This is a genomic window from Nitrobacter sp. TKz-YC01 (assembly GCF_047824785.1).
Classification (GTDB): Bacteria; Pseudomonadota; Alphaproteobacteria; order Rhizobiales; family Xanthobacteraceae; genus Nitrobacter.
In genome coordinates this window covers 3,046,750-3,059,479 of the sequence record NZ_CP181167.1, presented here as the reverse complement: position 1 = coordinate 3,059,479, position 12,730 = coordinate 3,046,750, and the positions used below count along the sequence as shown (strand labels likewise).

The following is a 12,730-nucleotide window of genomic DNA, read 5'->3' as shown; positions in this document are numbered from 1 at the left end:
GTCCGGAAGGCGCGCTCGCTCCTCGCCTCCGGTTAAGCCGCTATGCTACCGGCATCACCGTTATTGGCATCGCGGCCGCCTGCATCATCGGCGCGGGCATCGCTGGTAAGGAAAACCTGAAGCGGGCGGTCGCGGGCTTTCTCCGGTCGCGGAGGAAGCATGCCAGCGCCGAGCACGCGGGAGCGTCACGTTTCAGATTGGTGAACTGTGAAGAAGTTTGGAGGCCCAGCCTGGACTTGAACCAGGATAAAAAGCTTTGCACAGCTCCCGCGTTGACTTCCGCCACCGGGCCGCCTGTAATATTCCGCAGTAATCGGCTGGCGGCGAGTCTTAACGTGGCTTAACCTTAATGCTCGCCAAGCTGTTCTATCGCGCGGCAGCTGCGCCGCGGTCGGCCTTGAGGGGCGCCTCAGCGAGGAACGTCATCCGTGAGGCGTTGTGGCCGATATTGACCGGCGCCCGGGTCGCCGTCATTCCGGCGGCGGCGAGCTTGGCCAGTATCTCGGCCTCGCTGTAGCGTTGCAGCCCGATCCTTGTGCGGAGCCGCGGGTAATCGGACATCGCCGTGCGGACCAGCCCGCGCAGGGCGTCCTTCACGAAGCCATGCCTTTCGGCGAAGCGAAGCAGTGCGATCACGTCGCCGGACAACCCGACGTGCGGCTGTAGAATATCGCCGAGCACCAGCAGGCCGGCCGGTTTGAGCAGGCGGCGGACGACGGTAAGGCCGGCATCGAGCTCGTCCGGCGTCATATATTGCGCGACCGAGTTCATCACCGCCAGATCGATGGATTTCTCATCGATGTGTTTGAGTTCATCCAGCGAGCGCACGTCGATTTTTGGGTTGGGCGCGAACCTCGTCTCCAGCCGGCCGCGAACGCCGGGCGCGGGCTCCGCGAGAATCAGCCGGCCGCATGCATCGGCTACGGTTTTCGCGGAAAGCGCCTCGCCGCAGGCATAGTCGAGAACGACGGAATCCTTCGAAGGAATGTAGCTGATGATGTTCCGGGCGATGGTCTGGAAATGGACGTCGCGATGCAGCCTGCTGACGTAGATCGTGTGGGCGGAGTCGTAATAAGCGATCCAGTCATCCATGGACGGCACAAGCAATCTTTGTGTTCCGCGTCCGGAACCGCTCGCGGAATCCGGCGTTAGCGAACTTGTCGTGGATTAGCGCGTTCTCCGAGGTCGAAACGGGCTTTCGGCCGCGCAGCGGAATTTTCCCATCGTCAGCTTGTGACGGTTTTCATAGCAGGAGGGTGCATCGTGACCCAAGCCAAAAGTTACGCCTTGCGGAAAGTGAACCCGGAGCTCGACACGCCGACCGATCTTTCGGAGGAAGGCGTCAGCAAGATTTCGACGGCCATGAACGCGATCCTGGCTGACACCTTCGCGCTTTACCTGAAGACCAAGAACTTCCATTGGCATGTCAGCGGCCGCCATTTCCGCGACTACCATCTGCTGCTCGACGAGCAATCGGAACAGATATTCGGCACGACCGATGAGATCGCAGAGCGGGTTCGCAAGATCGGCGGCACCACGATTCGCTCGATCGGCCAGATCGCCAAGCTGCAGACCCTGGAAGACAACGACGAGAGTTTTGTGCCGCCGCGGGAAATGCTGCGCGAACTGATGAACGACAACAAGAAAGTCGCCGCGGCCATGCGCAAGGCCCATGATATCTGCGACAAGTATGAGGATGTCGCGACCGCGAGCCTGCTCGAGAATTTCATCGACGCGACCGAGCGGCGCGTCTGGTTCCTGTTCGAGGCCAGTCGGCAGGAAGGCGACAACGCGGCCTGAGGGGACAATGGCTTTATGGGACAATATGGCTTTATGGGACAATGGCTTTCCGGCAGGCGGTCGATCGTTCGCCGGATAATCCCCGTTGCGGCGGTCGGGACGCCTTTGCTGGCTGCTACGCCCGCTTGTTCTCGCGCATCAGGTCCGCGAAGCGCCTGAACAGATAATGCGAGTCGCGTGGTCCGGGTGAGGCCTCCGGATGATACTGGACGGAGAATACCGGCTTGCCTTCGAGTTCGATGCCGCAATTGGAGCCGTCGAACAGCGATATGTGAGTCTGCTTCGCGCCCTTTGGCAGCGTCGTCTCGTCCACCGCGAAACCGTGGTTCATGGAGGTGATCTCCACCTTGCCGGTGGCCTCATTCCTGACCGGATGATTGGCGCCGTGGTGACCCTGATGCATCTTTTTGGTTTTCGCGCCGACCGCGAGGCCGAGCATCTGGTGACCCAGGCAGATGCCGAAGGTCGGCGTACCCGACTCGATCACTTTGCGGATCATCGGCACGGCGTACTTGCCGGTCTCGGCCGGATCGCCGGGGCCGTTCGAGAGGAATATGCCGTCCGGCTTCATCGCCAGGATATCCTCGGCTGACGTTGTCGCCGGCACCACGGTGATCTTGCAGCCTTCGCCGGCGAGCAGGCGCAGGATGTTGCGCTTGATGCCGTAGTCGACGGCGACGACGTTGAACTCGGGCCTGTCCTGCCGGCCGAAGCCTTTGTCCCACTCCCACGGCGTCTCATCCCAGGTGTAGCGCTGGCCCGATGTCACCATCGGCACGAGATCCATGCCCTCGAGGCCGGGCCACTCCCGCGCCTCCTTCTTCAATCCATAAACGTCGAAATGGCCGTCCTTTGCATGGGCGATCACGGCGTTGGGCATGCCCTTGGTGCGGATCAGCGCGGTCAGCGCGCGGGTGTCGATGCCCGAGATGCCGATGATGCCGCGCGCCCTCAGCCACGCATCGAGGTGCCTGGCCGCGCGGTAGTTCGAGGGTGACGTGATGGCGCTGCGCAGGATGACGCCGCGCGCGCCCGGCGTCGCCGCCATGTTCACGGTTTCGATGTCCTCGTCGTTGGTGCCGACGTTGCCGATATGCGGGAAGGTGAAGGTGATGAGCTGCCCGGCATAGGAGGGGTCGGTGAGGATTTCCTGGTAGCCGGTCATCGCGGTGTTGAAGCAGACTTCCCCGACCGCCTGGCCCTCGGCCCCGAGGCCGAAGCCTTCGATGACGGTGCCGTCGGCCAGCACGAGAAGCGCGGTCGGCTTGAGGTCCGGCCAGGCTGAAGCATTTTCCGCTGAAGCATTTTCCGATGAGGTCATGAGCGCATGACATAGCCCCGCTCCCGCACCGCGTCAAACGCCGGTTGTCTCGCGCGCCGGTGCGGCCTACATCTGCCTCCGACGCAAGGTGACGATGCGTGATTTGGCGGTGTCAGGCACCGCGAGGGAGGCTTTTCCGATGCTGCGCGATGACATCAACAACGCCGTCAAGGAGGCGATGAAGGCCAGGGACGAGCGCAGGCTGTCCACGCTGCGCATGGTCAACTCCACCATCAAGAACGCCGACATCGAGGCGCGCGGGCAGGGCAAGCCGCCGCTCCCGGACGGCGACCTGCTCGGCCTGTTGCAGAAGATGATCAAGCAGCGGCAGGAGTCGGTGGCCCTTTACGAAAAGGGCGGCCGGGAGGAACTGGCGGCGCAGGAGCGCGCCGAGATCGCTGTTATCTCCGCCTATCTGCCGAAGCAGATGTCCGATGACGATGTGAAGGCGGCCGTCGCCGCCGTCATTGCCGACACCGGCGCGAGCGGCGTCAAGGACATGGGCAAGGTGATCGGCGCGCTGAAAGCCAGATATGCCGGGCAGATGGATTTCGGCAGGGCCAGCGGCGTGGTGAAGGCGGCGCTGACGGGTTAGCTCCACGCCCGGGCGCGGCCCGGCCATCCTGTCCACGACGGAATTAGTTCCAGTCCCCCCGAAGAAATACTTCGGTTCCTGCGCGGGAACGACGCGCGAGGGCATTGCGTTGTCGCCTCTGTAAACAGGAGGCGGGTTGGGCTTCGGATGCGGACTTTTGTCTTTGCCTGATCGGAATTCCGATTCCGTTGATCATCCTCCTCGCCATTTTCATGAACGACTGAGCTTAAGCGAGGAACGAGATGAGCATCGGTACAATCATTCTGATTATTCTCATTATCGCGCTGCTGGGCGGCTTCAGCGGCGTCGGCGGCGGTCCGTTTTATGGCACCGGCTATTATGGCGGCGGCGGCCTCGGCCTGGTGATCGTCATCCTGCTGATCCTTATCCTGATGGGACGCATCTAGAGCATGATCCGTTCAAGTTGAATCGGACCATGCTCTAGAAATTATTGTCTGGTCGCATTTTCTTGCGGCGAACCGGTATCCGCTTCGCCGGAAAATGCTCTAGCTGGAGCACGACAACCGGTTTCGAATAGGATCATTCTCAATCGATGAGAACGGCGCCTGAGACTGATTTCGACGTGATTGAATCAGTCTCAGGCGGAAACGAAAACGCACTGAACGTGATCATCAACTTTACGCGTATGATGATTGCGACGCGATCAGCGTCCCCTCGACCTCGCGTAGAACCCGCGCCAGCCGATCCGCCCATGTGACTTGCCCGGCGTCGTCACCGATAAGATCCTGCCGGATTTCGATACCGCTGTTCAGCAATCCGCGCGCCTCGCCATGCACCGGAATGGTGTAGTCGGTGAGGTCGCTCACCGCATAGGGTTCATTGTCGCCGACCACGAGATCGCCCTCGGCGCGCAGCCACGACAGCAACAGCGGCGGCAGCACCATGCTGCGGTGATAGAGCGTGCCGACATGCCAGGGCCGTGCGACTCCTGCATAGACCGGCGTGAAGCTGTGCAGCGAAACCAGAATAGTGGGGCGGCTCCTGGCCAGCCGCTCGTCGATCGCATCGGCTATCCGGCGATGATAGGGCTCGAAGATCGCGCGCCGCCGCGCGTCGGCCTCGGTCGGCGAAAGGCGTTCATTGCCCGGAATGACCGTGGCTTCGCTGAGCGCCGGAATCGAGCTTGCGACATGCGTCGGCCGATTGCAGTCGATCACCAGCCGCGAGTAGCGTTGCGCGATCAGATGCGCGCCGAGAGCCTCGGAAAGCCGCTCGGCGACGCCGGCGATTCCGATATCCCATGCGATATGCCGCTGCCGCTCGCTTTCCGGCAGGCCGAGATCGCCGAGCGCGTCCGGGATCTGGCGCCCATAGTGGTCGCAGGTGAGCAGGAAGGGCGAAGCGCCGGACGCATTGCGCTCGATGACGGGCGGTTCATGCAGGGGGATGATGGCTGGCGGCGCATCAAGGGCTGTCATGTTGCCCGCGCCAGTCGAATATCGACCTCGCGCTCCACATAAGTCCATTCCTCGGTCGCGCGCAGGATGCCGACGAGGTCTTCGAACATCGCCGCGTGTTCCGGCGCGTATTCGAACCAGGTCAGGAAATCGAAGGGCTCGCCGATATCGCGGCAGTGATAGAGCTGCCGCGCGATGGCAGGCAGATATTTGAGGCTGGCGGCGATGTGATGGGATTTGTCCTCGAAGACCTTCCGCCGTTCGTCCTGCGTCATCTCCCACCACGCGGTCGACTTCCTGATGGGAATCAGCGCCGCGCGGGTCGCCTCCGTGCGTCCCAGCCCGGCTTGTGACGAGGTCAGCGCGATCTTCTCGGCGCGTTCGACATAGCGCACGTGGCTGGTGACGCCGCGAAGCTGCCACGGTGTCGTCGCGGAAGCGTTGCCCGGCGAGGCGCTGGACGCGATCGCCAGATGAGAGGCCGCCATGAGGCTTTCGCCGGTGACGGGAGCGATGGACAGGATATCCCAGGCGCCGCTGTCGCCGCCGATGAAGACCGTGAACGTCATTTCACTTCTGGTGCCTGTGGACAACTGGGGAAGCCGGGGATATGTCTGAGAACAGATGTAGTACAATATTAAAAGGTGTGCCTAGCTGATTTGCCCCGCGGCAGGCAGGTATACCCGCCGCCTAGATTGAGTGAGACGGCGCATGCGGTTTCCGCCCAGCTTCATTGACGAGGTCAAGGCCCGCCTTCCGGTTTCGGAGGTCGTCGGCCGGCGCGTGAAACTAAAGCGGGCAGGGCGCGAATTCAAGGGGCTGTCGCCGTTCCAGCAGGAAAAGACCCCGTCTTTCACGGTGAACGACCAGAAGCAGTTCTATCACGACTTCTCCACCGGCAAGCACGGCAACATCTTCGATTTCGTGATGGAGACCGAGGGCGTTTCCTTTCCCGAAGCGGTCGAGCGGCTGGCGGCGATGGCGGGGCTTCCGCTGCCGCGAAGCTCAAGGGAAGACGAACAGCGCGAGCAGCGGCAAAAATCCCTGTTCGAGGTGATGGAGCTCGCGGCCAGATATTTCGAGCAGAACCTCGCCTCGCGACTCGGCGCGCAGGCGCGCGGTTATTTATCCGATCGCGCCATCGCGTCCTCCAGCATCGTCGAGTTCCGGATCGGCTACGCGACCGCCGACCGCTTCGCATTGAAGGAATATCTGGGCTCGAAAGGCGTCCCGGTCGCGGACATGATCGAGGCCGGCCTGTTGATCGCCGGAGACGATATTCCCGTCCCTTACGATCGCTTCCGCGACCGGATCATGATTCCGATCCACGACCAGCGCGGCCGTCTTGTCGGTTTCGGCGGCCGGGCCCTCAGGAAGGACGTTCAACCCAAGTACCTGAACTCGCCGGAGACCCCGATCTTTCACAAGGGCTCGGTGGTTTTCAATTTTCACCGCGCGCGCCAGCCGGCTCACGAGGCCAATTCGGTCGTCGCCGTCGAAGGCTACATGGACGCCATCGCGGTCTATCAGGCTGGAATCAGGGCCGTGGTCGCTACCATGGGCACCGCGTTCACGGAAGAGCAGATCGCCACGCTGTGGCGGCTGTCTCCCGAGCCCGTGGTCTGCTTCGATTCCGACCGCGCGGGCGTTGCTGCCGCCTATCGCTCCGTTGATCGCATCCTGCCCTTGCTTCGCGTCGGCAAGACCTTCCGCTTCGTGTTCATGGACGAACAGAAAGACCCCGACGACCTAATCCGGGAAAAGGGCGTCGAGGCTTTCCGGAGCGTTCTGTCGGGCTCCTTGCCGTTGTGGGATGTGCTCTGGCAGCGCGAGACCGATGGTCAGGACGTCCGGACTCCCGACAAGCAGGCCGCGCTTGAGCAGAGGCTCTACGCGCTGGTCCGCACGATACAGGATCCGGCGGTCAACACGGCGTTCTTCAGAACGTCACGGATGCAGCTCGCCAACCTGTTCTGGCAGGTCAATCGAGGGCCGTCCCGCAATCAAAAGGAAGCAGGCTCCAGATTCGTACGAAAAGAACTCAGGATTCCCGGCGAGGATCAGCGTTCGGGGCTGCAAAAGGTGCTTCTCGGAATGCTGGTCCAATACCCTGAACTGCTCGAAGACAAGCAAGACGCTGTCTTGCGCCTACATTTTCCTGATGATTTCGATGAGTTTTTGACGAGTCTCTTTCGGTTGTTAGTTACCGAGGCAAAGTTGTCCGTTGCGGATATTTGGACGAAACTTAAACCTAAATTCTATGTCACGTTGCAAGCTGTCCACGGCGAGGCGGGCACCGAAAAACGGCTCGGGCACCGGCTGTTCGAGCGCTTTCCGATCTTGAAGAACGATCCGCCGCCCGATTTCGTCTCGGCATGCCTGGACCACTTCATCAGGATCCTGCTTTGGCACCAGCTGGAAGATGACATCGAGCGGGCTAGGCTCGACGCCGGGGAGGGCGACGAATCGGCTGTCGCGCGCCTGCTGAATCTGGTTCGGGAAGGTCACGCCGAACAGGAGGCCATCAGCGCCGAGGGAGTGGCTTTATCGGAGTGGGCGGAAGACATCATTCGCGTCTGGGCCCCCAAGGGGGGAACGATGCATCTTGCCGCGTGAGCAGTCCAGAACCCCAATCATGCGACTTTCATGGCGAACCATCAGGATATCACCGCGCTCTGGCGGCGCTGGATCAGGTTTTGTTACCGGTGTGCCACGATCCAACCCTCGGGGGACGGAAACCGTCATCGACCCGCCAGAGATAAGAGATAATAAAAGGCGGGAGATACCGAGTAAAAGCAGCGACTTGGCGTCATTTCGAACCCGCAGGAAACAAAAGGCGGATCATCTGCACGGTTTCGGCCGCAGTTACGGTGGACCGGCTTGTATCGTCAGCGGCGCTTCTTACTTAGGAAATACTCCAGAGCGTTTTCGCTTCTGATTGAATTAGAAGCGAAGCCCTAGATTATTGTTTTGACGCGTTTTCTTCACGCGAACCGGTATCCACCTCGGGCCAGGCCGGAAGGATATGCTTCGTTCGAAAACGCTCCGGGGAGCCGGATTTGGTCGAACCGGCGGTCAGGAAATGCCGCCTGCGCGGATGGAGCGTCGCGCGGAACGTCGGAATAAAAGGATACGGGGACGAAATGATACGGGGACGGCGGCTCTCGGAACCGTGATAAAGACTCGCCAAATCCGGGGTTTGGCGGCAAACAGGGTTAATTGAAAGTCAAGGGCTGGCAGGCTAGGTCATCCGACACGTAGTCCAACGCGGTACGATCATTCGAAAGAGGGTTGACGGGGTGGCGAGAGGCTTGCGCCGCCCTTTGTGCGTCGTGAGCGACGCAAATCAAGAGCGCCGGGCGCGGCGCGGGATTTCACGGGGAAGCGGGCGCGCTTCCGGATGAGTGCGTTTCAGGAGCTGTGAATGGCGAGCAAGGCAAAGACGCTGCAGGTCAGGGAAAAGGAAAAGGATGACAAGGCCGCGGATGCTCCCGAGAAGGATACCGCGGACGCGCCGTCGCCGTTGCTCGACCTCAGCGACGCCGCCGTCAAGAAGATGATCAAGCAGGCGAAGAAGCGCGGCTTCGTCACCTTCGACCAGCTCAATGAAGTATTGCCGTCCGACACCACCTCGCCCGAGCAGATCGAGGACATCATGTCGATGCTCTCCGACATGGGCATCAATGTGTCGGAATCCGAGGATGCCGACAGCGAGGACGAGAACAAGGAAGAGGCTGACGAAGAGACCGACAACGAACTGGTCGAGGTCACGCAGAAGGCCGTTACCGAGGTCAAGAAGTCCGAACCGGGCGAGCGCACCGACGATCCCGTGCGCATGTATCTGCGGGAAATGGGCACCGTCGAACTGCTGTCGCGCGAGGGCGAGATCGCCATCGCCAAGCGCATCGAGGCCGGCCGCGAGGCGATGATCGCGGGGCTGTGCGAAAGCCCGCTGACCTTTCAGGCCATCATCATCTGGCGTGACGAACTCAACGAAGGAAAGATCTTCCTGCGCGACATCATCGACCTCGAGGCGACCTATGCCGGACCCGAGGCCAAGAGCAGCATGAACCCGGCGTTGCTCGGCGCGCCGGGCGGTCCCGGCGGCCAGCCGTTGTCGGCTGACGCTTCCGATGCCGCCTCGGGCGAGGGCGGCGTTGAAGCCACGGTGAACGCGCCCCCTTCGGCGCCGCCGTCTCCGACCCCGTTCCGTGCCGCGCGCGCCGCGCCGGCGGGGGCTGCCGACCGCGACGAGAAGATTCCGGGTGCGGCCGCGGAAGGCGAGATGGAGGAGGACGACTTCGACAATCAGATGTCGCTTGCGGCCATTGAAGCCGAGTTGAAGCCGAAGGTGGTGGAAACATTCGACAAGATCGCCGACAGCTACAAGAAGCTGCGCCGCCTGCAGGAAGCCGACATCTCCAACCAGCTTCAGAATGAATCGCTCTCGCCGAACCAGGAGCGCCGCTACAAGAAGCTGAAGGATGAGATCATCGTCGAGGTGAAATCGCTGCGCCTCAATCAGGCGCGTATCGATTCGCTGGTCGAGCAACTTTACGACATCAACAAAAGGCTGGTCTCGTTCGAGGGGCGCCTTCTACGGCTCGGTGACAGCCACGGCGTCGCCCGCGAGGATTTCCTGCGGAACTACCAGGGCTCGGAGCTCGATCCCCGCTGGCTCAACCGGGTGTCGAAACTCTCCGCGAAAGGCTGGAAGAATTTCGTTCACCACGAAAAGGACCGCATCAAGGAGCTGCGCGGCGAGATTCAGCAGCTCGCGGCGCTGACCGGGCTTGAGATCGGCGAGTTTCGCAAGATCGTGCAGGGTGTGCAGAAAGGCGAGCGCGAGGCGCGCCAGGCCAAGAAGGAAATGGTGGAAGCGAACCTGCGCCTCGTCATCTCCATCGCCAAGAAATACACCAATCGCGGCCTGCAGTTCCTTGATCTGATTCAGGAAGGCAATATCGGCCTGATGAAGGCGGTGGACAAGTTCGAGTATCGTCGCGGTTATAAGTTCTCGACCTATGCGACGTGGTGGATCCGGCAGGCGATCACCCGCTCGATCGCGGATCAGGCTCGCACCATCCGCATTCCCGTGCACATGATCGAGACCATCAACAAGATCGTGCGCACCTCGCGCCAGATGCTGAACGAGATCGGACGCGAGCCGACTCCGGAGGAGCTGGCCGAAAAGCTCGGAATGCCTCTGGAGAAAGTGCGCAAGGTTCTCAAGATCGCCAAGGAGCCGCTGTCGCTGGAGACGCCGGTGGGTGACGAGGAAGACTCGCACCTCGGCGATTTCATCGAGGACAAGAACGCGGTGCTCCCCATTGACGCTGCGATCCAGAGCAACCTTCGCGAAACGACCACGCGGGTTCTGGCGTCGTTGACGCCGCGCGAGGAGCGGGTGCTGCGCATGCGTTTCGGCATCGGCATGAACACCGATCATACGCTGGAGGAAGTAGGCCAGCAGTTCTCGGTGACGCGCGAACGCATCCGCCAGATCGAGGCCAAGGCGCTGCGCAAGCTCAAGCATCCTTCGCGGTCACGCAAGTTGCGGAGCTTTTTGGATAACTAGAGCATCGGACCCGAAAGTGGGAACCGGTTTCGGGATAAATCCGATGCTCAATCAACTAACTAGAGCGGCGGCGCTGATTCCATTTGACCAGCCGCCGCTCTATAGCATGTTCGCTTCTGATTGAATTAGAAGCGAACATGCTCAATTCATCAGTTCGCCCGGCGGGTGGTGCGGATCGTAGTCGCGCGGTCTGTTGGCGCCGATCACCTTGAAGAACGGCCAGACGAACACCGTACCCGCGGCCAGCGGGCCGAGCGCGCGCCAGTCGCGCAGGAAGAGCGTCAGCACCAGCGGCGTGGCGATGAACAGCAGCCCGGCGATCACGCCGGTCACCAGCATCACGGTGTGGCGCGTCTGCGAGACGCCGGCGACAAAGCGGATGGCGCCGGGAGGCGCGAGCGCAAGGCGGCGGTGCAGCGCGCGGACGAAGTCGCGATAAACCGGTGTGCGATCGTGATCGACCTCGCCGGAGGCGCCGCCGTCGGTGACGACGATGAAGCGGCCGCCACGGAAATTGATGCGGCAATTGTTGACGATCTCCTTGCCCGTGGTGCCGGCGGTCATATTGATGGAGACGATGTCGGTCCAGAGCCTGCGGATCGCTTTACCCTCATTGTGCCAGAGAATGGCCGACTCGCGCCCGTCGTCGATCAGCGACACGCCATGGTTCGGATTGCGCCAGAAGAAGCGCTTGCCGTTTTGTAGATAGTAGAGATCAAAGGCCGTCGAGGCCGAAGGGGTGGGGGCGGGGTCGGTCATGGGGGAAGCATAGCGGATTCGTGTTCTGGCTAGAACGTATTGGGGGCCGTTCTCCGGCGCGAATGGCGTCACGCGCGATTTTTTGAAAGCACGAATGGCGCAAGCGCCAAGCGTGCCGCCAACGCCGCCAAAGTCGTGCTATAAGGCGCGACGATTCAGCAAAAAGGGTTTGCAATGAAAATCCGTTTCGCCGTCGCTTTCGCCGCCGCCGTTCTCGCCGCCCCCCTTGCATCGACCGCCGTATCCGCCGCGCAATGCGGGGGCGACTTCAACACGTTCGTTTCGGCGATATCGCGGGAAGCCGCCGCGGATGGAATTTCGCAGGGCGTGATCTCGCAGGCGCTCGGCGGCGTGCATCAGGATCAGGCCGTGCTGAGCTTCGACCGGCGGCAGCGTGGCACCTTCCGCAAGAGCTTCGAGCAATATGTCGCGACCCGCGTCACCGGCGGCCGGATCAAGGGCGGAAAGGCGATGCTGGCGCGTCATGGCTCGCTGCTGTCGCGGATAGAGAAGCAATTCGGCGTGCCGCCGGAGATCATCGTTGCGATCTGGGGGCTGGAAACGGATTTTGGCCGTGGCGACATGGGCAAGCTGCCGGTGTTCCGGGTGCTCGCGACGATGGCGCATGACTGCCGGCGTACTGAACTGTTCCAGCGCGAGCTTCTGGCGGCGCTCAGGATCGTGCAGCGCGGGGACCTGCGCCTGAGCGACATGGTCGGCGCCTATGCGGGCGAGATCGGGCAGACCCAGTTTCTGCCTTCGTCGTACATCAAGTACGGTGTCGATTTCGACGGCAACGGCCATGTCGACCTGCGTCATTCCGTACCGGATGTGCTGGCCTCGACGGCGAACCTGCTGAAGGTCAACGGCTGGAAGGCTGGCGGCGACTATCATCAGGGGGCAGCCAACTTCGAAGTGATGCGCGAGTGGAATCGTTCCGAAATCTACCGCAGGACCATCGGCTACTTCGCCGACAAGCTGGCGGGGCGATAGTATCCGCTCGACGTTTAGAGCATTATCGCTTCTGATCGAAAGCAGAAGCGAAGCCTGTTGGCTTGACGCGTTTTCCTCACGCGAACAGATCATCGATCCTCGGGTCGAGGCCGAGGACATGCTTCGATCGAAGACGCTATAACGTCACCTGGCAGTTTTGCCTGGCTGCCTGCCGATGGCGTTGATCACACCATGACCGATCCATCGTGTCCGGTGACCGGCCTGTCGCCGGATGAAGGTGGCTCCGATCCTACCTTACCCATGAT

At 61.6% G+C, this 12,730-nt stretch carries 11 protein-coding genes and 1 tRNA gene; 6 read left to right on the top strand and 6 right to left on the bottom strand.

The genetic code is table 11. From position 1 onward, the window contains the following. Positions 1 to 218 precede the first annotated feature (218 nt). Positions 219 to 292, bottom strand: a tRNA-OTHER gene (locus ACMYR2_RS14580). A gap of 74 nt (positions 293 to 366) precedes the next feature. Continuing rightward, on the bottom strand, positions 367 to 1,092 hold the full coding sequence (locus ACMYR2_RS14575; protein WP_347264397.1) for a class I SAM-dependent methyltransferase: 726 nt from the start codon (positions 1,090 to 1,092) through the stop codon (positions 367 to 369). 171 nt (positions 1,093 to 1,263) lie between these two features. Here ACMYR2_RS14575 and ACMYR2_RS14570 point away from each other — a divergent pair, with 171 nt between their 5' ends. After that, positions 1,264 to 1,800, top strand: coding sequence for a DNA starvation/stationary phase protection protein (locus tag ACMYR2_RS14570; protein ID WP_347264396.1), 537 nt, complete (start codon positions 1,264 to 1,266; stop codon positions 1,798 to 1,800). A 115-nt stretch (positions 1,801 to 1,915) separates the two neighbouring features. Here the strand turns inward: ACMYR2_RS14570 and carA are convergent, their stop codons facing one another. Beyond that, positions 1,916 to 3,121: a glutamine-hydrolyzing carbamoyl-phosphate synthase small subunit gene (gene carA, locus ACMYR2_RS14565; protein ID WP_416193226.1), complete on the bottom strand. Its 1,206-nt coding sequence runs from the start codon at positions 3,119 to 3,121 to the stop codon at positions 1,916 to 1,918. A gap of 139 nt (positions 3,122 to 3,260) precedes the next feature. Here carA and ACMYR2_RS14560 point away from each other — a divergent pair, with 139 nt between their 5' ends. Both ACMYR2_RS14560 and ACMYR2_RS14555 read left to right on the top strand, forming a co-directional pair. Beyond that, entirely contained in the window at positions 3,261 to 3,716 is a 456-nt protein-coding gene (locus ACMYR2_RS14560) for a GatB/YqeY domain-containing protein (RefSeq protein WP_347264406.1), read from the top strand. A gap of 242 nt (positions 3,717 to 3,958) precedes the next feature. Further along, positions 3,959 to 4,123, top strand: a complete 165-nt coding sequence (locus tag ACMYR2_RS14555) for a DUF3309 family protein (RefSeq protein WP_011315652.1) — start codon at positions 3,959 to 3,961, stop codon at positions 4,121 to 4,123. Between the two features lie 231 nt (positions 4,124 to 4,354). On the opposite strand, the gene ACMYR2_RS14550 is transcribed toward ACMYR2_RS14555, so the two are convergent. Beyond that, positions 4,355 to 5,155: an N-formylglutamate amidohydrolase gene (locus ACMYR2_RS14550; RefSeq protein WP_347264394.1), complete on the bottom strand. Its 801-nt coding sequence runs from the start codon at positions 5,153 to 5,155 to the stop codon at positions 4,355 to 4,357. Beyond that, complete coding sequence (locus ACMYR2_RS14545) at positions 5,152 to 5,703, bottom strand: chlorite dismutase family protein (RefSeq protein ID WP_347264393.1); 552 nt, start codon at positions 5,701 to 5,703, stop codon at positions 5,152 to 5,154. The genes ACMYR2_RS14550 and ACMYR2_RS14545 overlap by 4 nt, the downstream gene beginning before the upstream one ends. Positions 5,704 to 5,845: 142 nt before the next feature. On the opposite strand from ACMYR2_RS14545, the gene dnaG reads away from it, so the two are divergent. Together dnaG and rpoD are read left to right on the top strand one after the other, a co-directional pair. Continuing rightward, the gene (gene dnaG, locus ACMYR2_RS14540) at positions 5,846 to 7,750 is read left to right on the top strand and encodes a DNA primase (RefSeq protein WP_416193225.1); all 1,905 of its coding nucleotides are present in this window, start codon (positions 5,846 to 5,848) and stop codon (positions 7,748 to 7,750) included. Positions 7,751 to 8,558: 808 nt separating this feature from the next. After that, positions 8,559 to 10,712, top strand: coding sequence for an RNA polymerase sigma factor RpoD (gene rpoD, locus ACMYR2_RS14535; RefSeq protein WP_141382401.1), 2,154 nt, complete (start codon positions 8,559 to 8,561; stop codon positions 10,710 to 10,712). A 141-nt stretch (positions 10,713 to 10,853) separates the two neighbouring features. Here rpoD and ACMYR2_RS14530 read toward each other — a convergent pair whose 3' ends face one another. Then, a complete protein-coding gene (locus tag ACMYR2_RS14530; RefSeq protein ID WP_347265253.1) occupies positions 10,854 to 11,471 on the bottom strand; it encodes a hypothetical protein in 618 nt (205 codons plus the stop codon). A 174-nt stretch (positions 11,472 to 11,645) separates the two neighbouring features. Between ACMYR2_RS14530 and ACMYR2_RS14525 the strand changes: the two genes are divergently transcribed. Continuing rightward, positions 11,646 to 12,464 (top strand): lytic murein transglycosylase, encoded by an 819-nt coding sequence (locus tag ACMYR2_RS14525; protein WP_347265252.1) that lies wholly within the window; start codon positions 11,646 to 11,648, stop codon positions 12,462 to 12,464. Positions 12,465 to 12,730: the final 266 nt, after the last annotated feature.